Here is a 19,614-nt window from a genome sequence, read left to right on the forward strand (position 1 = left end):
GTTTCATCACCCGGTTGCAATTGCAGCCTGTTATTACAAATGCTATCGAAACTCGACCTTCAGGATTTTACTCCCGGTAACCAGGCACCCGCGGACCTGTTACCCCGGCTACCATTTCCGGCACAACATTGCCAACTGCAGATGGTGTTCAATAAAGCCAGCTTTCAATTCACAGTAACGCTGACTATCGTTATTACATGCCTGCGCTGCTGCGTACTTCACGCTGGCATATTGCTCAGTTGCCTGCTGGTTGGTTAGCAGATAATCGCGGAATGCTACATGCTTTGTAATCTGCTCATCACCAGTAACAAACGCATGCACCTGGTGGCTGCGTTGCTCACCACCTTTAACAAAATACCGTCGGCCGGCAATGCCGTTCTCGCCACGAGCAATATAGCCGGCTTGCTGCATTTGAGTATTACACGCATCCAGTTCAGCCAGGTTTGGCACCTCCAGTAAAATATCAATAACCGGTTTGGCAGCTAAACCCGGCACCGAAGTGCTCCCAATATGATGAATGGCTTTGGCTATTCCACCTGGCAATGCCTGCTGTAACAACTGGCTTTCTGCCGTGAACATTTCAGGCCACCGGGGATCATATGCCACAACAGTGATGGTTCTCATTGCCTGCCTTATGTATAAATGTATAGCTCAACCAATATAATGTGGCACAAAGCGTGAGGTATCTTTAGTTATTAGTGAACTGTCTTCACGAATCCCTATGCCAGCAGCTTCGTCGTCGATTACCCAACTACCAATAAGCGTGTAGCTGTCACCGAAACGTGGCAATGGTTTAAATGACTGATAAATAACAGGTTCACTGCCATAATTGCCATCTGTTTGGGTAATAACATGCTGTTGGCTGTCTAATACAGTGATATTGCCACCTTCGCGAGAAAACAAAGGCTTGCGCACCACATTTTCACCTGGTGCAGAAAGGGATTTTTCACCATCAAACCAGGCGGGCAACAAATTGGGGTGATTTGGGTTAAAACGCCATAACAGAGGTAAAAGGCCTTTATTGCTGAGCACACTTTTCCATAATGGCTCATACCATTGCTGGCGTCGCTTACGTAATAAAGGACCGTTTTCATCTCGCATCATCCATTCCAGGGGATAAAGCTTGAATGCCCTGCGAATCACATGATCCTCAAGATCGGTTAGCTCCCCACCAATGCCCAGCCCGATATCCTCCATATACAGAAATTGTGTCTCCTGCCCTGCCTGCCTGGCGCAGTCCTCCAGGTACAGTACCGTGGTACGGTCCTCATTACTGCCTTCACAGCAGCAAAAATACAGCGGTTCTGGTGAACAGAGCTCCGCAAAACGAGCAATCAACCTTTCCTGAATGGAATTATACTGATCTGCATTACGCGGAATAATGCCGTTGTTGCGGGCATCTTCCAGCCACAGCCACTGAAAATAGGACGACTCATACAGTGAAGTTGGCGTATCGGCATTATATTCGAGTAACTTAACCGGGGCCTGTCCACACCAGACAAAATCCATCCGGCCATATAACGACGGGTCACGATGGTGCCAGCTTTGGGCGATTGCATCCCAGTAAAGCGGCGGGATAGCGAGTTGCTCCATCATCTGCTGGTCGTTGACCGCACGGTCAACCACATCAAGGCACATTTGGTGGAGTTCAGCGGTGGGTTGTTCTATTTGCTCTTCAATTTGGCGCAGCGTAAACCGGTAGGCACGGCGTTCATCCCAGTACATTTCATTATCAATAATATGAAAATCGAAACCGTGCTGGTGTGCGAGTTTATCCAGACCCTGCCGCACAGGTACATCGTGGCGTAACATCCCTATCCTCCCCAGTGCCCACCGTGGGCTGAGCGACCAAAGCCACCGCGAGACAAAGTTGCAACTTTGCGTGTATAAAATTTCATTCCGCGCCGCTCACTGTCAGCCCCGCGGCCAACATGCCAGGCAAAACTGCGATCAGCTGTTTTCCAGACAGGGCGTGATGCGTAAGTCCCCCCGCCACTGCTGTAGGTATGATCTTCATCTTTGTCCTTGCGAACATGCTTACTCAATAAGAAACCCGCCATTACTGGTGCCCAGCTGTAACTGGGGTAATCAAAACGGCACGTTTCAAACTGCTGCTGGCACTGATCAAGCGTCAGGTTACCAGGCACTTCGCCAACAAAAGATTTCTCAGCATTAAGCCAGGCATCAGTACAAACATCGAGTGTATTATTGTCTTTCATACAATCTTGTACTGTTGAATAAAATACGCCATCACCGTCATTATCCGATGACTCGGTATCGGTACATCCTTTCAAAACGAAAAAAGCCGCTCCGCCCATAATCGCTAATTTAAGGCATGTTCCTGCATAGGGGCTTTTCTTTTTTTCGAACGGATTCCCAGAACCACGAGTAGAACTAATTGCGTATTGACCTGGTGCGGTACCCTTGTTACTCAGTTTACTTTTTCTTTTCTTAGACATAAGTTGCTACTATTCAGTCATACAGGCCGCATTTAAAATTCCACCGGCCAATGCAGCTGCTCCCATAAACAGACCTGCCGCAGTATGGTTATTAGTTATTTTTTCACTTAATTCAGAGATATAGAGCCGGACACCTACGTAGACAAGCAACTGGACAATAAAGGCAACTACAGCCCAGAGCAAGTAATCTGGAATACTGACAGAATTGATAGCCGCACTGGCAAGCGGAATAATATACCCCAGAAGCACGCCGCTAAAAGCAAGCGATGCAGCCATATTTCCTTGTTTGATCAGCACCCACTCATTATGTGGAGTTATTTTAGAGTAAACATTTAAAAATAACACAACCAGAGCAGAACCGATGAAAAAATAAGCACAAAAAGCCAGTAGCGAGTCAATTACATGCATATATTATAGTCCTTTAATTATTTGATGAATCTTATCTCAGGCACTAATTCACATCAATAAAAACCACTCAGGGTAGCTTACCTCGGGTGAATAATCATGAGATTTACCTTAGATACATCTCAGAGTTCAAATAACAAAAAACCCGCCAGGGGCGGGTCAGAGTAAAGCTTAAACCACCTCAGGCAAAGGTGGAAACTATCAAGAAGAAAGTATAGGGCTTAGTCATCTTGTTTAATAATAAGCCCCACATTCAGAGTTGTGCAAGTAATGGCAAACAATTGTTATAAAACACTACAAATAACAGTTTAAATGGAATTATAAACCGGAGATAACAATTATCTCACACCAGATACATTGCGTGCCCGTGAAAAGCAATATAAAGGCAATGGTAGAGTGAACAGCAACAGCAACCAGACCAGTGTGTAGACAGCATTGATCCCGTCATTTTGTAAGTTGATATACAGTTTTACCGGCATTCCCTGGGGGAAAAAGGCGAAAATCATCACAATACCAAACTCGCCCACTACCCTTACCCACGCCAGTGCCACTGCGCTGGCAAGGCCTTTACTTGCCATTGGTAAAGCTAAATGCCAGAACCGTTGCCACCGCCCCGCTCCCAGTGTTTGCCCGGCCTCTAAAATAGACTGAGGCACACCATAAAAAGCAGAGCGTGCAGCAATGATAAAATACGGCAACCCACCATAGACCTGAGCCAACACAAATGCCCCCGGGTTATTCACTAATGACATCCCCAAACGGCTAAGCGCTAAACCCGGTATGCTGTAGGGCCCCCAGGCGGAAACCAGTAAAATGCCCATTGCCAGTGGTGGAGTTAGCAGCGGAACCAGCACAATTAACTCCGCAATTCTGGATACACGGCCACCTTCTTTTGCCAGCCACCAGGCAACTGGTGTACCGGCCAGAACAATAACCGCCATCGCCACCATACCCAGAGTCAGAGAAACGGTTATCGCATCGCCGTCGCCCCAGGCGAGATGAAACCCCATCCATGGTGTTTGCGTAATTAACGTAATAAATGGCACCAGCAATAAAGCCAGTGCCGGTACAGACAACCAAAAAACACGATTACGGCGCATCGTTGTGCTTAAAAAAATCATTGAGCATAGAGCGCAGAACCCTTAGGTGAAGCATAGCCACTCTCTTTGAACAGTGACTGGCCTTGTTTACCCTGCATGAACTGCACAAACTTCTCACCTTCTTTCACGCCATCCGGGGCATTTTTCAAAACAGCGGCGTAATAGACTAACGGTTGCGTATGCAACACTTTGTCCTGGCCCTTACTGTCTTTGATGGTGAAACTCACCTGGTCATACCATTTTGCAGCCATGTCCGGATTACTGAGGTTAATTTCATCTGGTAATGCCACATAAGGTAGTTTGGCGGAAATCACTTCGCTCTCGTAGCCTGCTGCCGCATCAACCTGGCCGCCTTCAAGCCGGGTTAATAACCCACCTTCTATATGAATTTGTGCCGGGTTTTGCACTCCGCCCATCACTTTTTCACCAAGACCTGGCTGGTGATAATATTTGTCGGCCAACAGCAAGGTGAACACGATGTTCTGGCCTTTCGGGTCACTGTCCGGGTCAGTACGCCCGAATTTCACGCCAGGTTCGGCCAGCACTTTTAACCATGAATCATCTTTACCACTGGCAGCAGCAAACTGGGATGCATACTGGCTGTGCGGGTTCCAGGCAATCACCATACTGGTGCTCGCTACGGGAACAGCGGTATCAATCAACCCGGCATCTTTCAGGATTTGCATTGGCCCGGGAGTGATGGAAACAAACACGTCTGCCTGCACTTTTTTACTCGCCAGTAAACGCGCCATGCCATAAGCGCCCTGTCCCTGCCCCTGATATTGCACATGGTTCTGTTGTGCAAACGCAGGCCCCAGTTTTTGGTCCATCACTTTGCCCATAGAACCTGCGTAAGTCACTTTGATATCGGACGATGCCATAGCAGAAGTGCTCACAATACAAAAACCAATTAATAAGGCCAGTGGCCGAAATGTTTTATTCATTATCCCCTCGCTATATATTTAATAACATAACGAATTATTCGCCTGTTAAGCACCAGGGACAAGAGAAAATGCATAGGTATTTATGATTTATTGAATATTTTTCTGAAAACCAGCCAGTTCAATTAACCATATTAAAAACAGGTTATTATGTTTTACCCGTTACTCTTCACAACACTGCAAAGCCTTGCTGCGGTGTTACTGCTCGGGGTTTTACTTATATCAATAAGTATGTTGTAACTATAGCATACCGAATAAAAAACCCCGGAACCAAGCCTGCCAGCACCGGGGTTGCATAAATCTTATGGTTACACGATTAGCACAGTGGTTTTACCGCTGAACGCATACCCAGCTTCAGGATAGATTCCAGATTGGCGGTAACCTGGTCTGCAAGACCTGGAACTTTAGTTAAATCCTGCTCCCAGTGGTCACTGTCGGACAACACGGCGTCAACCAGGTGGCGAACGGTCACTTGTTTGTCACGCACACCGCCCCACAATTGTTGGTAGCGGTCGAGCCAGTGAGCATCATCCTGCAGCGGATAAGTTTCACCGTTACGCTCACCCTGGTAAAAAGCAATCAGCGCAGCCAGAGCGAATGTCAGGCGAGCCGGTAATTTGCCAGTAGTTGCCTGCCCCGCCAGCAGTTGCGGCAGAATACGGGTACGGAATTTAGTCATCCCGTTGAGAGCAATAGAGAGCAACTGGTGTTTGATGTACGGGTTACGGAAGCGGCCAACAACAGCGCGGGCAAAGGATTCCAGCTCATCCTGCGGCAAGTCCAGCACCGGAATAATTTCTTCGCGAATGGCGTTTTCAACAAAAGCGCAGATTTCACCATCAGACATGGCTTCACCCACGGTATTTAACCCGGCCTGGAATGCCACCGGCACCAGTGCGGTATGGGCACCGTTCAGAATAGCAACCTTACGTTCTTTATAAGGTTTAATGTTATCGACGATCAGCACATTGAGTGGCAACTGGTCGAGGCGTAACTCTTTGGCAAGCCATTGCGGGCCCTGGATAACGAACAGATAGAAGTGTTCAGCAGTATCCAGGAAACTGTCGTGGTAACCCAGTGATTCTTCAATTGCACTGGCTTCATCACGTGGATAACCGGTAACAATGCGGTCCACCAGCGTAGAGCAGAACGTATTGGATTCTTCCAGCCAGCGGCTGAATGCCGTGGGCAGGTTCCATGCAATGGCGTAACGCAGTACCAGTTCGCGCAGTGCTTCACCGTTATAATCAATCAGTTCACAAGGGATAAGCACCCAGCCTTTATCCTGCGCACCATTGAAATGGCTGAAACGTTCAAACAACAGGCGGGTTAATTTAGCCGGGAAGCTGACAGCCGGTGCGTCTTCAAATTTATCCCCTTCATGCCAGGCAATGCCGGCTTCGGTGGTATTGGAGAAGACAAAACGGATATCCGGGTTATGAGCCAGTTTCAGGAACTCATCATAGTCCTGGTAAACGTTCAGCTCACGGTTTACTGAACGAATCAGGCGGGATTCACTCACTGCTTCACCGCGGTCATTCAGACCACGAATAATTGTGGTATACAGGCCATCCTGAGTGCTCAATGACGGCGGGAAATTGCTGTCAATCGGCCGAACAATCACTACCCCGGCATTGAGGTCAGTTTTTTCGTTCAGCAGGTCAATTTGCCAGTCGATAAAAGCACGCAAAAAGTTACCTTCACCAAACTGGATGATACGGTCCGGGTAAGCGTTACCGGGAAAATCTTGACGATTAAGGGTTTTCACGATGTAGTCCTGTATTATGCAAACTATGGAGTCTGGTAAACCGGCTATAACCGGCTACGCTTTCTGTTGCACATCTCACCTGATCCGGCCTGAAATACCCTCTTCCTTTGTGTGGTAATGTGATTCACATCACACTAAGTGGTTTTTAATTGGTATTTAATTGTTTTTTTCTTACTGAAACGATACTGCTCATGAGCCGGACGCAAAACCTGCGCCATAACGTCATTAATCAGTTCATTGAAAGCCTGGTTCGCGGGCATCTGGCATCGCCCTTACCTTCGCAAAACGCACTGGCTGATATGTTCAATATCAGTCGCACAACTGTGCGCCATATTCTGGAACACCTTGTGTTGCGCCAGGTTCTGGTAGTGGAGCAAGGGCAATATATTATTGCCCGCATGCCGCTGGAAGAAGATGGCTACCAGCAAACCCGGGTGCCCGCCGAAGCGCAGCAGCGTATATTTGAACGCACGTTCTACCACATGATTAACCAACGGCAGCTACGTGCCGGGGACCAATTCACTGAAGTTGAGCTGGCAAAACAGGCAGGTGTCAGCCCTATAGTTGTGCGTGAATTCTTGCTTAAATTCAGCCGTTATTCGCTGACAGAAAGTGAACGCCGGGGTACGTGGCGAATGAAAGTGTTTGATAAAGCCTGGGCAGAGCAGCTCTTTGAGTTGCGCGAAATGCTGGAAACCCACTCTTTGCAACGTTTCATGAATCTGCCAGCCGATAACCCCAGTTGGCTGCAGGCAAGAGATCTCCTGGCCCGCCACAGAACAATGCGTGGCACGATTGGCGATAATTACCGTATGTTTGCCGAACTGGACCGTGATTTCCACGCGCTGTTGCTCTCTGCAGCAAACAATATCTTTTTTAACCAGTCGCTCGAGATTATTTCCGTTATTTTCCACTTCCACTACCAGTGGGACGAAAGTGATTTAAAACAACGGAATATTGTTGCGGTGGATGAGCATATGACAATTCTCAGCGCTATGATTTGTGGCGATGATTTAGCGGCATCACGGGCATTACGTAATCACCTGAATACCGCCAAAGTAAACATGATTGCATCGTTACAGCCGGTTAACTAAAGCGCTGTGTGCCACAAGCCAGGTGATATGAAAAGCCCACAAAAAGTGACAGTGTCACAACTTACCACGTCACAACTTGCTACCTGGCATCACAACATCAGGATGCAGCCCGGCTCATAACAGGAACATTTTGGGCACAAAGCTGATTACGCCCATGTTGTTTTGCCTGGTAAAGGTAGCGGTCGGCTTCTGTCATTTGCGCATTAAAGCAAGTTTCCAGCGATGCAGCAGCACAGGCAGTCCAGGATAAGCCAAGGCTCACCGTGATATGGTGAGTATGGTTTTTCCAGGCAAACTGGTGGTGCTCCACCCGTTCCCGCACCTGGTGCCCCAGCACAATGGCCTCAGCATTGGACATCGCCGGGCACACAATCGCAAACTCTTCCCCACCCATACGGGCAAACCAGCCTTTATCGCCCACCACTTTGTTCACAACTGCGGCAAACTCAGCAAGGATCTTATCCCCACAATCATGCCCCCATGTGTCGTTGATATTTTTAAAGTGGTCGATATCCAGCAGCATCACCGCCAGTTGCCGGTTACTGGGAGCCATACAGTCTGATTCGTTGCGCAGCTTCTCGTAAATCCCTGAGCGTGAGAGCACTTGTGTCAGATAATCATAATCCGCCCGGCGCGATGCCTTACGCACCAGCGCATTAATGGTTTCCACACTCACAGACACCATCAACGGGCATAATGCAATAGTGGCAATCCCCAGGCGCGCGGAGAACATCTGGTTGACATACAGCGGCGATGTCATATGGATTTCGATAATAGAATTCGCCACCAGCACAATTTCCGTCATCCCGGTTATCAGTGTAATCAGGCATACAAAAGGCAGTGGATAGCGCGTGGCACACCAAATTAATGCAGGCAGCGGGAATGCCAGGCTTCCGGCACCACCAATACCCACTGAAGCCAACATACATACAATTACGCCAAGCAGCGGGTACAGGTTTTCCATGCGCAGATTGGGCCATTGCGGGCGGGCCATAGACAGCAGGCATGGCAAAATCAGCACCCCAGTGGAAAACTGTTCGCTGAACCAGTCTGCAAATAGCGGGTAAAACGCATGGCGATCGACAGGCATTGAACCTACCGCGCCAAATAAGGCACAGAGTGCCGCAGCAAAAATACAGTAATTAAACAGACTCAGGGCATGAACCGGCAGCGGCGAAGTCGTAGTCGCGCGCCGTTTTTCACGTTGTACCAGCACCGCCACGGTAATAATAAACACCATGTTGGAAAAGTTAATCAGCAACGATGCGGTACCCCAGGATGTGGTTACACCGTCGTAAATTATCATTGCCGCATAGCACAGCGCGTAATAAAACGGATTATTCAGAAAAGGATAGCGAATAAAGACAGCCGCCAGCACCGCATTGAGTGGCCAGAAAAGCGATAACGCTTCCACCACTCGTAAACTGGCACCGAAAAAGTAAAATACTGTGGTGATAACAAAGAGAGAAACCGCGCTGATGAGCGGCTTTTCCCGGGAAAGAAACCGATTTTTCGCCATTATTTTACTTCGAATTAAGAACCCGTCTTTTACGGTTTTCACCGCCGCTATACAAATCAAAACAACTCGAATATAACCTAAATTTTAACAGTTTTATCCGATTTATTTTCGTTACATTACCATTGTTACTGCGTTTTTTTCTGGTTCACTGGTTCACCCGGTTCCTGAAGCATTTGTAAATGCAGCCAATAATAGATAACACCGACAATGTCGTGCTGTTGCTCTTCAGTCAGCGGAATTCCTGCCGGGATCCCGTACCACTTAGCCAGACACCCGCGGCAACAGGTCGCCGTGGCGTGCTGCGCGATAAAAACGGGATGCCCGCGCATTGGAGTTTGTTTACCGTCATTAGGAATACTGGCGGGAGCCAGCCTTTGCGCAATAAAATCTGCTGCGTGCTGGCACACAACCTCCGGCCCCTTTTTCAGACAATACTCACGTTCTTTCACACCCAACCGAAAACGGCTGCGAAACTGTGAACGCCCAAGGCGCTGAAAAAGTGACTCCATGGATTCCATTTTACTTATGCCATTGTTTAATAAACAGAACGGCCCAGTGCTGCAATCAAATTTTCCAGCACCGCTGCCCCCGCCAGTGAATTACCAAAGTCATCCAGTTCCGGGCTCCATACAGCAATTGACATCTCATGAGGAACCACGGCAATGATGCCGCCACCAACGCCGGATTTCCCGGGGATCCCAACTCGCCAGGCAAATTCACCTGAACTTTGATACATGCCACTCGTTGCCATCAACGCATTAACCTGGCGCGTTTGTTGTGGTGTCAGAACCGGATAAGGCCAGGCGGGTGTACACCCCTGGCAGGCGAGAAACATAAATGTATCTGCCAGTTCCACACAGCTCATTTTCAGGGCGCAATAATGAAAATAGTTGTGCAGCACTGTCGTGACGTCATTATGAAAATTGCCGAAGGATTTCATTAGCCAGGCAATCGCAGCATTGCGGGCTGAATGTTCAAACTCAGAACGGGCTACACGCTCATCATAGGTGAGTGAAGGTACGCCAGAGAGCAGACGAACCACTTCCAGCATGCGCTGACGCGGTGAACTCAGGCGTGTTTGCAGCATATCGCAAACCACCAGCGCACCGGCATTAATAAAGGGATTACGTGGTTTACCCTGTTCCAGCTCAAGCTGAACCAACGAGTTAAATGGCTGGCCAGAAGGATCTTTACCCACCCGGGACCAGATCTCGTCTTCATCGTAGCGTGTCATTGCCAGCACCAGGCTGAGCACTTTGGAAATCGACTGAATCGAAAAACGCTCACTGGCATCACCTGCCTGAAAACGCTCCCCTTTAACTGTCGTGATGGCAATACCCAGTTTATTCCCCGAAACTTCGGCCAGAGCGGGGATATAACTGGCAACTTTCCCTTTGCCGATTAAAGGCCTCGCAGCATCAAGTATCTGTGCCAGTAACTGATTATCCAAGTGTTGCGCCACGCCCGCCACCTCTGCCAATAAAAGTGGCGGGCAGTATACACCGGGTCAGGCTAAACGAAAACGCGCTACGGCCGTGGTCAGTTGCTGCTGGCCTTCATGAAGGCGCCTTACACCCACCTGGCTTTGTTGCACCAGGCTCGCTGTGCGGTTAGCCACTTCGTCCAGTGCGGTTATCTGGCCTGTGACCATCTGGATATTCTCTCCCTGGTGCAATGACGCGGCGGCAATATCATTAAGCAGGCTGGTCATCGCCGTAACCAGTTGCGTCACTGACGCAAGGTTTTGCTCAAGGCGGGCCACAGCGCCAGCACCTTGAGAGATACCTTCCAGGGAGTGGTTGATCAATTGCTGGATGGTTTGTGTTGAGTGCGTACTCTTACGTGCCAGGATACCCACCTCTTTTGCCACCACAGCAAACCCGCGCCCATGGTTACCAGCATGGGCGGCTTCAATAGCCGCGTTAAGCGCCAGAATATTTGTCTGGAAGGCAACAGTTTCAATCATTGAGACAATGCCGCGCATTTCGTCAGACCGCCCTTCAATTGCCTGCATAGAGCTGTTAACAGCCTGCATCATTTCGTCACCGCCACGGGCGATATCACGGGCTTCGTCGGCACGCTGGTTCGCAATACCCGCGAAACGGGTATTTTCATCCACACTGCCTGATAACTGGCGCATGCCATCGGTCACTTTGGTCAGCATGTGGCTTTGCTCAGTCGCCTGGAGGGATAACACCTGGTTTTCATCATTCATAGCGGCAATTTGCCCGGCCATGTTGTGCGTTGCGCTATGTACATCATTGACCACTTGCCGCAGCCCCTGTTGCATCGCCATCAGCCGTTGCCAGAGCTCACTGACTTCCCGGTTAAAACGTACCGGGGTGGCTGGCAGCACAGATAAATCGCCATCAGCCAGCCGGTCAAGGTGTTGGAGCAAACGCCGTAATGGGCGAATAACCCAAAACAACAACCCGCTACCAGTAAAAATCGCCACAACCAGCACCACAGCCAGGGCACTGAGTGAGCGCGTCTGCATTTGGTTCAGCCCCGCCAGTAACTGCCTGTCGCCTTGTTGGCGTTGCCGGTCGCTACCGGCTTTGTATTGCGCAAAATCCTGGTTAAATTGCGCCTGAAATGCCTGTACCGGCACGGCAAAGAAACTGTCTATTGATTGTGTTTCCCGCAGGCTGTCTACCTGCTCTTTCAGCCCGCCATAAAATTGCTGATAACTCTGGATAAGCGCCTTATTTTGCTGCGTGCCAGGTGCCTGTTGCTGGAAAGATTTGAAGGCTTGCTGGCTGGCGTTTAATGCCGAAGCCGCATCATCTGCCAGGCTGTTCCAACTGCCCACTGAGCCGGTTTCTTTATCCTGCATAAACCAGACACCAGCGCGGTTAACCAGGTCACTGGCTGTTAAAAGCCCAATACGGGCTTCATCCATCTGGCGCTGGGCATTTTGATCAATCGCCTGTTGGGTAACCTGAGCACGCACCTGGCCCAACAGTAAGCTCAGCCCGGTGGTGGATATCACCTGAACCAGCAAAAACAGCCCAATGACACAAACCAGGCCACTGAGCAAACCCATACCCCGGAAATGAAATCGCTGTGGCAGTAATGCCTTTATTAATTTTATCTTCATGATTTAGCTTAAGAAAAAGAGAATATAAAGCGAAATATGCAGTGAGTGTATCGGGGGAAGATGACGTTTTCGTGACAACCTGGCGCAAGCCAGATAGCACACGCAAAATTAGTCTGCAGGCTGACCAGGTACATAAAAAGTGATTTAAAATCAATGAATAAATAAAAATTACACAGTTAATATACGGGTAAAATGCAGGAGATTAACCGAAGCAGGTTTTGCCGGAAGCAAAATGCTGACTCCCGGCGTTTTAATTAAGTTGTAATAAACACAATCAGCTAGCGTTAGTGGCGATTTTTCCAGACAGTCTGGATATTACAGAACTCGTAAAGCCCAAAATGTGAAAGTTCACGGCCAAAACCACTACGTTTTACGCCACCAAAAGGAACCCGTGGATCACTGGCGCTGTAACCATTAATGAATACCCCGCCGCACTCCAGTTTTTCGGCCATTTGCAAAGCCTGCTGTTCATCACCATAGATTGTTGCTGACAGGCCATACTGGCTCAGGTTTGCCAGCTCCAGCGCGTGTTCCGCGTCACGGGCAATGGTTACTGCCGCCACCGGGCCGAACATTTCTTCCTGGAAGGCCGTCATTTCCGGTGTCACACCAGTGAGTATTGTTGGGGCATAATAATTCCCCTCACCAGGCAGTTTCTCGCCCCCCAGAACACAGGTTGCGCCCTGGTTTAGGGTGTTTTCTACCTGGCGATGCAGTTCATCACGCAGGTCAAAACGCGCCATCGGGCCAATATCGGTTTGCTCGTCTTCTGGGTTGCCCACTACCAGGTTACGGGTGGCAGCCACAAATTTTTCAATAAAGGCCTCAGCAATACCGGCTTCAACGATAAACCGTTTTGCGGCGGCACAAACTTGCCCGGTATTTTGAAAACGCCCGGCCACACCAGCGCTTACCGCGTCATCCAGGTTAGCGCTGTTTAATACGATAAAGGGATCAGAGCCACCGAGTTCAAGCACACATTTTTTCAGTGCCTTGCCTGCCTGAGCACCAATGGCCTCACCAGCACGCGCACTCCCCGTTAAGGCCACAGCAGCTACCCGCTGGTCGGCAATCAGTGTACTGACACCGTCATTACTGGCATTAATTTCTGCGAAAGCCCCCACCGGGAAATCCGCATCAATAAATGCCTGAGCCAGTAACCCGGCGCAGGCAGGAACGTTGGGGGCATGTTTAAGCAAATAGGTATTTCCGGAAAGCAGCATCGGCACCGCTCCGCGTAAAACCTGCCACAGCGGGAAGTTCCATGGCATCACTGCCAGAATAACCCCCAGTGGGCGAAAAGCGATTTCAGCCTGCTGATCAGGTACCTGAGTTGGCTGGTTCGCCAGCATCACCGGGCCATGTTCTGCATACCAGTGGCACAGGTTAATACATTTAGCCACTTCCGCTCTGGCCTGGCGAATTGGTTTACCCATTTCACGCGTAATTGCCTGAGCCAGTGCCTGAGCCTGGCTTTCCAGCGCACTGGCCAGGCGAATAATTGCAGCTGCACGCTGTGCCAGTGGCGTGTTGCCCCATACTTTGCTGGCACCGAATGCCTGGGCAATTGCCTGCTCTATATGCGCCTGGCTTGCATAAGGCCGTGATGAAAGCACTGCGCCAGTTGCTGGGTTGATGGCACGGGTTTGGCTATCGGAATTTATTGCGGTCATAAGATGCTCCTTAGTTTGCTACCCGGCCACAATAGTCTTGCCTGGTTATTATGAAAACTGAATAATTATAAAGAAACCATTCACGTTTAGAGAAAGGCTATGGATTTTACCCAACTCAGTATGTTTGTCAGTGTGGTCGAAACGGGCAGTATCAGTGAAGCCGCCCGCCAGGTGCACCGGGTACCGTCTAACCTGACCACCCGTATACGCCAGTTAGAAGAAGAACTGGGCGTGAATTTATTTATTCGTGAGAACCAACGTTTGCGCGTTTCCCCTGCCGGGCAAAATTTTTACCAGTACAGTAAACGCTTGCTCGCGCTGGCGAATGAAGCGCGCTTTTCCGTAACGGGGGATGTGCCATCAGGTCTGTTACCGCTGGGATCGCTGGAGAGTACCGCGGCCATTCGCATTCCGGAACTTCTGGCGCGTTTTAACCAGCGTTATCCCTCGGTACAACTGACGCTCACCACAGGCCCTTCCGGCGACATGATTGAGTCAGTGCTCAATGGCAGGTTAGCGGCGGCATTCACCGACGTCCCTTTTAAAAACCCGGCCCTTGAGTACCGTCCATTGTGTAATGAAGAGATGGTGATTATTGCCCCCGGGAGCCATCCCCCAGTTCACCGGGCCCGCGAGGTGGATGGTGCCAGTTTGTATGCATTCAAGGCCAACTGTTCATACCGCCATCATTTCGAATCCTGGTTTCAGGCTGATAACGCCCGTCCGGGGCATATCTACGAAATGGAATCATGGCATGGGATCCTGGCCTGCGTGATTGCCGGTGCAGGCCTGGCTATGATCCCCAGAGCAATGCTGGCCATTATGCCGGGTGCGCATCAGGTGAATATCTGGCCGGTGGGTGAAGCCTGGCGCTGGCGCGAAACAGCGCTAATCTGGCGTAAAGACAGCCTGACTCCGCAATTGCGCGCATTGCTTAACCTGCTGGGCCCTTCATGATAAGCAAAAATAATTTTTAGCCACACCAGGCGCGGTGTAACGTAGCGCTGAATGTTTAAATTCTGCGGAACTCACATGAATACCAAACCCCGTAAGGTAATGATTATTGGCGCAGGTAATGTTGGCACTGCCGCTGCCTGGGCGTTGCTCAACCAGAATATTTGTGAAGAACTGGTTCTGGTTGACCTGAATAAAACCCGGGCTGAAGCCCATTGCCAGGATTTGTCCGACGCCGCCGCGTATATGCCCGGTATGATGACCATTACCCAACGCGATGCCAGCGATTGCGCTGATGTGGATATCGCCGTCATCACCGTTTCCGGTGGGCCGCTCAAGCCCGGGCAAACCCGGCTTGATGAACTGACCAATACTGCCCGTATTATGAAGCAGTTAGTTCCCGAAATGATGTCCAATGGTTTTAACGGCATTTTCCTGATTGCCACAAACCCCTGCGATATTATTACCTGGCAGGTGTGGCAGTTATCCGGGTTACCCCGCCAGCAAGTCATTGGCACAGGTGTGTGGCTCGATACCACCAGGTTACGCCGCACTCTGGCTCAGGCGCTGGATATTGGCCCGCAGAGTATTGATGCTTTCATCCTGGGTGAACATGGCGACGCACAGTTTCCTGTCTGGTCGCATTCTTCTGTTTACGGTTCGCCGGTGGGCGATGTGTGGAAACGCCGTACTGGCACGGAGCTGGACACAAACGCCATTGCCGAAAAAGTGCGTAAACTGGGGTTTGAAATTTATGCGGGTAAAGGCTGTACCGAATTTGGTATTGCCGGCACCATTACCGAAATCTGCCGGAATATTTTTACCGGGAGCCACCGGGCTCTGGCGATTTCCTGTGTACTGGATGGGGAATACGGAAAAACTGGCATCGCCATTGGTGTTCCGGCCGTACTGGCACAAAGTGGCGTGCAACAAATTATTGAGCTGCAACTGGCTGAAGAGGAACAGGCTAAGTTTGACGCAGCCGCCCATATTATTCAGGCAAACATAGCCCGCCTGCCGCAGTAGTTGCCAGGGCTGCCGGGTACATAGCAACCCCGGCAGTTCCATTGTGTGATAACCCACTTGTATTGAAATGTAAAAAAGAGATGTAGCTCACAATTCTGCTTGTACGCCTGCGTTGTTGGTTTTATCATCGCCCCATCGTTGATTGGACCACCTGCGCAGACTCAAACAATGAACACATCCATGACTGTTTCCCGCCGTGTTGCATGGCTACGGGTGCTGACCCTCGCTATTGCCGCGTTTATCTTTAATACCACTGAATTTGTCCCTGTTGGGTTGTTATCGGATATTGCCGAAAGCTTCAATATGAGCACCGCTCAGGTGGGGATAATGCTGACAATTTATGCCTGGGTAGTCGGGCTGATGTCGTTGCCCTTTATGCTGTTAACCAGCCAGATGGAGCGCAAAAAGTTACTGATTGGTATCTTCTTGCTGTTTATTGCCAGCCACGCGCTTTCTTTCCTGGCATGGAACTTTACCGTGCTGGTGATTAGCCGTATTGGTGTCGCGTTTGCTCATGCCATTTTCTGGTCCATAACGGCGTCCCTGGCGATTCGTCTGGCACCTGCGGGGAAACGGGCTCAGGCATTAAGCTTTCTGGCAACCGGCACCGCATTAGCCATGGTACTGGGGTTGCCACTCGGCCGCGTCATTGGCCAGTACTTCAGCTGGCGAACCACTTTTTTTGCCATTGGCGTTGGCGCGTTAGTTACACTGGTGTGCCTGATGAAACTGTTACCACGTATGCCCAGTGAGCATTCAGGCTCATTAAAAAGCCTGCCCGTTTTGTTCCGCCGCCCGGCGCTGGTCAGCATTTATGTTCTTACTGTGGTTGTGGTTACCGCACATTACACGGCCTACAGCTATATTGAGCCTTTTGTACAAACAGTTGCAGGCTTCAGCGCCAATTTCGCCACTGTGTTGTTGTTGATTCTTGGTGGTGCCGGGATCATCGGCAGTATCATTTTCAGCAAACTTGGCAATCTGCATGCATCAGGCCTGGTCAGTAGCGCCATCGGGGTTTTGGTGTGCTGCCTGGCCTTGCTGATGCCTGCATCCGTTTCATCAAATGCGCTTATCATCCTGAGCCTGTTCTGGGGCATCGCCTTTATGATTATCGGCCTGGGTATGCAGGTTAAAGTTCTGGCGCTGGCACCTGATGCCACCGATGTGGCAATGTCCTTGTTCTCCGGGATCTTCAATATTGGTATTGGTGCTGGTGCACTGCTTGGCAACCAGATAAGCCTGCATTTGTCTATGTCGGCTATTGGCTACCTGGGTGCGCTACCAGCCATTGCCGCGCTGGTGTGGTCGGTAGTTATTTTCCGCCGCTGGCCGCAAAGCCTGGAGCACCAGCCGAGCCATTAATGCCCTGGTAGCTTAACGCTGAAAGTAAAAACGCCCTGCTTAACAGGGCGTTTTATTTGGAGCTGGTAATCAAACGTGCCCCGGATAATGCTGAATGATATCCAGAACACCATTAATCACGAACTGAACGCCCATACATACCAACAGAAAGCCCATAACACGGGAAATCGCATCAATTCCCCCTTTACCCACAATACGCATCACCGCACCCGAGCCCCGCAGGCAGCCCCACAGAATCAGGCTGACACACAAAAACGTTACTGGCGGCCCCACCACCAGCACCCAGTGGGGAAACTCCGTGGTGTGGTGCACAGTAGATGCCGTACTGATTATCATGGCGATTGTCCCGGGCCCGGCAGTAGAAGGCATAGCAAGCGGCACAAACGCAATATTTGCCCCGGAGTCTCTTGCCAGCTCCTCCGATTTGGATTTGGCCTCGGGAATTTCGTGAGGCTTTTCTTTCGGAAACAGCATACGAAAGCCAATAAACGCCACAATCAACCCACCTGCAATACGTAACCCGGGAATCGAAATACCAAACGTATTCATCACCACCTGCCCGGCATACCAGGCCACCATCATAATGATAAATACGTTAATTGAGGCCTGGCGTGACTGGCGATGGCGCTCCTGGGTATTCATATTCCCGCTCAGCCCAAGGAACAGCGCTACCGTGGTGAGAGGGTTTGCCAAAGGCAATAACACGACCAGCCCAATACCGACTGCTTTAACGAGTTCGAGCATTCTGTGTTCCTTTATCCATCTGATGCTTTGCGATTAATCTAATGAAATCAGAGATAAATGCTAGCTCACATACGCTGCTAATAACAGCATTCGCCCATGATTGTTACTCATGTATATTTTTATCAGACTAAGCGTTTTAGCACTTTGTGTGATCCAGATCGCCATATGATTGACTTATCCTTGCCTGGGCAATAGTATCTCGCGTGATTAATCTATTTGCCTGGGCAATGAATGTGAAAACGACATGCGATCTGTTCAATGAAATCATCCCGCTGGGCCGTCTGATCCACCTGGTGAATCAAAAGAAAGACCGTCTGTTAACAGAGTATCTCTCCCCGCAGGATGTGACTGCACCGCAATTTAAAGTGCTGTGCTCCATCTTCTGTGAAGTGGCCATTACACCGGGAGACTTAAGTAAATCACTCTCGGTCGATATGGGTGCCCTTACCCGCATGCTGGATCGCCTGGCATGTAAAGGTTGGGTATCACGTCGCCCGAACCCTGACGACAAACGGTGTGTCATCGTCGAGCTCACGGAAGAAGGCCGTGAGTTGTGCCAGTACTGCCACCGTTTAGTGGGGCACGACCTGCATGAAGAATTAACAAGAAACCTGACAGCAGAAGAAATTGCACAACTTGAATGTTTGCTGAAAAAAATTCTGCTCTAAACAGATGAGGTGAAGCTATGTCCAGACGAAATAATGATGCGATTACCGTACACAGCATTTTAGACTGGATTGAGGATAACCTGGAATCCCCGCTGTCACTGGAGAAAGTTTCCCAGCGCTCCGGCTATTCAAAATGGCACCTGCAACGGATGTTCAAGAAAGAGACAGGACACTCACTGGGCCAGTATATCCGCAATCGTAAATTGACGGAAATCGCGCAGAAACTGAAAGAAAGCGATGAGCCAATTCTTTATCTTGCTGAACGCTATGGTTTCGAGTCTCAACAAACATTGACGCGAACCTTTAAGAATTATTTTTCTATTCCGCCGCACAAATACCGTGTTGCGAATAATGCCCCGACCCAGGGAAAGTTTTTGTTCCCGCTCAACCATAACGGGCACTACTACTGCATGAACTAATTGCAGGCAAGGCAACACCGTAAAGTCAATGACCGCAAACCGGCCACAGGCGTTATGCCTGCTGGTCGCTTTTTTTATACCACCTGTAAAGGTGTAAGAAGGACAAATGAAACATTTAGCACAAGGTGCCGCGCTACTTCTGGTTTTAGTGGCGGGCAGTGTTATGGCAGAACAACCCAGTGAATTTATTCCCCGGCAAACAGGGCATGGCGCAATGCTGCTCCCTTCTGCCAGCGACACCAGCCTTAACGGCGCAAAACGCGATGTGGCTCAAGAGCGCAACGAAAACCTGGGTGTGGCGTTTTACCATAACAAAACCAACCGCTAAGCGTTTAACTCCCGATGACCACCAAATGGCCATCGGCAGCTAACCCTCACC

At 49.9% G+C, this 19,614-nt stretch carries 20 protein-coding genes; 7 read left to right on the forward strand and 13 right to left on the reverse strand.

All coding sequences use genetic code 11. The features are described from left to right. Positions 1–108 precede the first annotated feature (108 nt). From DT73_RS19020 to DT73_RS19050, 7 genes are all read right to left on the reverse strand, one after another. The gene (locus DT73_RS19020) at positions 109–624 is read right to left on the reverse strand and encodes a GrpB family protein (RefSeq protein ID WP_036113298.1); all 516 of its coding nucleotides are present in this window, start codon (positions 622–624) and stop codon (positions 109–111) included. A gap of 27 nt (positions 625–651) precedes the next feature. Next, positions 652–1,812 (reverse strand): glutathionylspermidine synthase family protein, encoded by a 1,161-nt coding sequence (locus tag DT73_RS19025; protein ID WP_036113302.1) that lies wholly within the window; start codon positions 1,810–1,812, stop codon positions 652–654. A gap of 2 nt (positions 1,813–1,814) precedes the next feature. Further along, positions 1,815–2,459, reverse strand: a complete 645-nt coding sequence (locus tag DT73_RS19030) for a DUF1190 domain-containing protein (RefSeq protein WP_036113305.1) — start codon at positions 2,457–2,459, stop codon at positions 1,815–1,817. Positions 2,460–2,468: 9 nt separating this feature from the next. Continuing rightward, entirely contained in the window at positions 2,469–2,867 is a 399-nt protein-coding gene (locus DT73_RS19035; RefSeq protein WP_036113309.1) for a DUF350 domain-containing protein, read from the reverse strand. Between the two features lie 335 nt (positions 2,868–3,202). Continuing rightward, a complete protein-coding gene (locus DT73_RS19040) occupies positions 3,203–3,964 on the reverse strand; it encodes a molybdenum ABC transporter permease (protein ID WP_036113665.1) in 762 nt (253 codons plus the stop codon). A gap of 17 nt (positions 3,965–3,981) precedes the next feature. Further along, positions 3,982–4,908, reverse strand: a complete 927-nt coding sequence (locus DT73_RS19045; RefSeq protein WP_036113313.1) for an extracellular solute-binding protein — start codon at positions 4,906–4,908, stop codon at positions 3,982–3,984. 313 nt (positions 4,909–5,221) lie between these two features. Next, positions 5,222–6,673, reverse strand: a complete 1,452-nt coding sequence (locus DT73_RS19050) for a tagaturonate reductase (protein WP_036113315.1) — start codon at positions 6,671–6,673, stop codon at positions 5,222–5,224. 191 nt (positions 6,674–6,864) lie between these two features. On the opposite strand from DT73_RS19050, the gene DT73_RS19055 reads away from it, so the two are divergent. Beyond that, positions 6,865–7,767, forward strand: a complete 903-nt coding sequence (locus DT73_RS19055) for a GntR family transcriptional regulator (protein WP_036113319.1) — start codon at positions 6,865–6,867, stop codon at positions 7,765–7,767. Positions 7,768–7,864: 97 nt separating this feature from the next. Here DT73_RS19055 and DT73_RS19060 read toward each other — a convergent pair whose 3' ends face one another. The 5 genes from DT73_RS19060 to DT73_RS19080 form a co-directional block, all read right to left on the reverse strand. Beyond that, positions 7,865–9,286: a GGDEF domain-containing protein gene (locus DT73_RS19060; protein WP_051691473.1), complete on the reverse strand. Its 1,422-nt coding sequence runs from the start codon at positions 9,284–9,286 to the stop codon at positions 7,865–7,867. A 125-nt stretch (positions 9,287–9,411) separates the two neighbouring features. Beyond that, positions 9,412–9,804, reverse strand: a complete 393-nt coding sequence (locus tag DT73_RS19065; protein WP_051691474.1) for a DUF4186 domain-containing protein — start codon at positions 9,802–9,804, stop codon at positions 9,412–9,414. A 17-nt stretch (positions 9,805–9,821) separates the two neighbouring features. Continuing rightward, complete coding sequence (gene glsB / locus DT73_RS19070) at positions 9,822–10,748, reverse strand: glutaminase B (RefSeq protein WP_036113321.1); 927 nt, start codon at positions 10,746–10,748, stop codon at positions 9,822–9,824. A 45-nt stretch (positions 10,749–10,793) separates the two neighbouring features. After that, positions 10,794–12,386: a methyl-accepting chemotaxis protein gene (locus DT73_RS19075; RefSeq protein ID WP_036113323.1), complete on the reverse strand. Its 1,593-nt coding sequence runs from the start codon at positions 12,384–12,386 to the stop codon at positions 10,794–10,796. A gap of 284 nt (positions 12,387–12,670) precedes the next feature. Further along, the gene (locus tag DT73_RS19080; protein ID WP_036113325.1) at positions 12,671–14,059 is read right to left on the reverse strand and encodes an aldehyde dehydrogenase family protein; all 1,389 of its coding nucleotides are present in this window, start codon (positions 14,057–14,059) and stop codon (positions 12,671–12,673) included. A gap of 99 nt (positions 14,060–14,158) precedes the next feature. Between DT73_RS19080 and DT73_RS19085 the strand changes: the two genes are divergently transcribed. The 3 genes from DT73_RS19085 to DT73_RS19095 all read left to right on the forward strand — a co-directional run bounded on the left by DT73_RS19085 (position 14,159) and on the right by DT73_RS19095 (position 17,404). Beyond that, positions 14,159–15,016, forward strand: coding sequence for a LysR family transcriptional regulator (locus DT73_RS19085; protein ID WP_036113327.1), 858 nt, complete (start codon positions 14,159–14,161; stop codon positions 15,014–15,016). Between the two features lie 75 nt (positions 15,017–15,091). Next, complete coding sequence (locus tag DT73_RS19090; protein WP_036113332.1) at positions 15,092–16,039, forward strand: L-lactate dehydrogenase; 948 nt, start codon at positions 15,092–15,094, stop codon at positions 16,037–16,039. A 168-nt stretch (positions 16,040–16,207) separates the two neighbouring features. Further along, positions 16,208–17,404 carry a sugar transporter gene (locus tag DT73_RS19095; protein ID WP_036113336.1) on the forward strand — a complete coding sequence of 399 codons (1,197 nt, stop codon included), beginning with the start codon at positions 16,208–16,210 and terminating at the stop codon, positions 17,402–17,404. Positions 17,405–17,473: 69 nt separating this feature from the next. Here DT73_RS19095 and DT73_RS19100 read toward each other — a convergent pair whose 3' ends face one another. Continuing rightward, the gene (locus tag DT73_RS19100) at positions 17,474–18,148 is read right to left on the reverse strand and encodes a MarC family NAAT transporter (protein WP_036113339.1); all 675 of its coding nucleotides are present in this window, start codon (positions 18,146–18,148) and stop codon (positions 17,474–17,476) included. 233 nt (positions 18,149–18,381) lie between these two features. Here DT73_RS19100 and marR point away from each other — a divergent pair, with 233 nt between their 5' ends. From marR to marB, 3 genes are all read left to right on the forward strand, one after another. Further along, complete coding sequence (marR, locus tag DT73_RS19105; protein WP_036113672.1) at positions 18,382–18,816, forward strand: multiple antibiotic resistance transcriptional regulator MarR; 435 nt, start codon at positions 18,382–18,384, stop codon at positions 18,814–18,816. A gap of 17 nt (positions 18,817–18,833) precedes the next feature. Further along, entirely contained in the window at positions 18,834–19,235 is a 402-nt protein-coding gene (gene marA / locus DT73_RS19110; protein WP_036113342.1) for an MDR efflux pump AcrAB transcriptional activator MarA, read from the forward strand. Positions 19,236–19,341: 106 nt separating this feature from the next. After that, positions 19,342–19,563 carry a multiple antibiotic resistance regulatory protein MarB gene (gene marB / locus DT73_RS19115; protein ID WP_036113345.1) on the forward strand — a complete coding sequence of 74 codons (222 nt, stop codon included), beginning with the start codon at positions 19,342–19,344 and terminating at the stop codon, positions 19,561–19,563. Positions 19,564–19,614 lie beyond the last annotated feature (51 nt).

This window comes from Mangrovibacter sp. MFB070 (assembly GCF_000705335.1).
GTDB classification, from domain to species: domain Bacteria; phylum Pseudomonadota; class Gammaproteobacteria; order Enterobacterales; family Enterobacteriaceae; genus Mangrovibacter; species Mangrovibacter plantisponsor.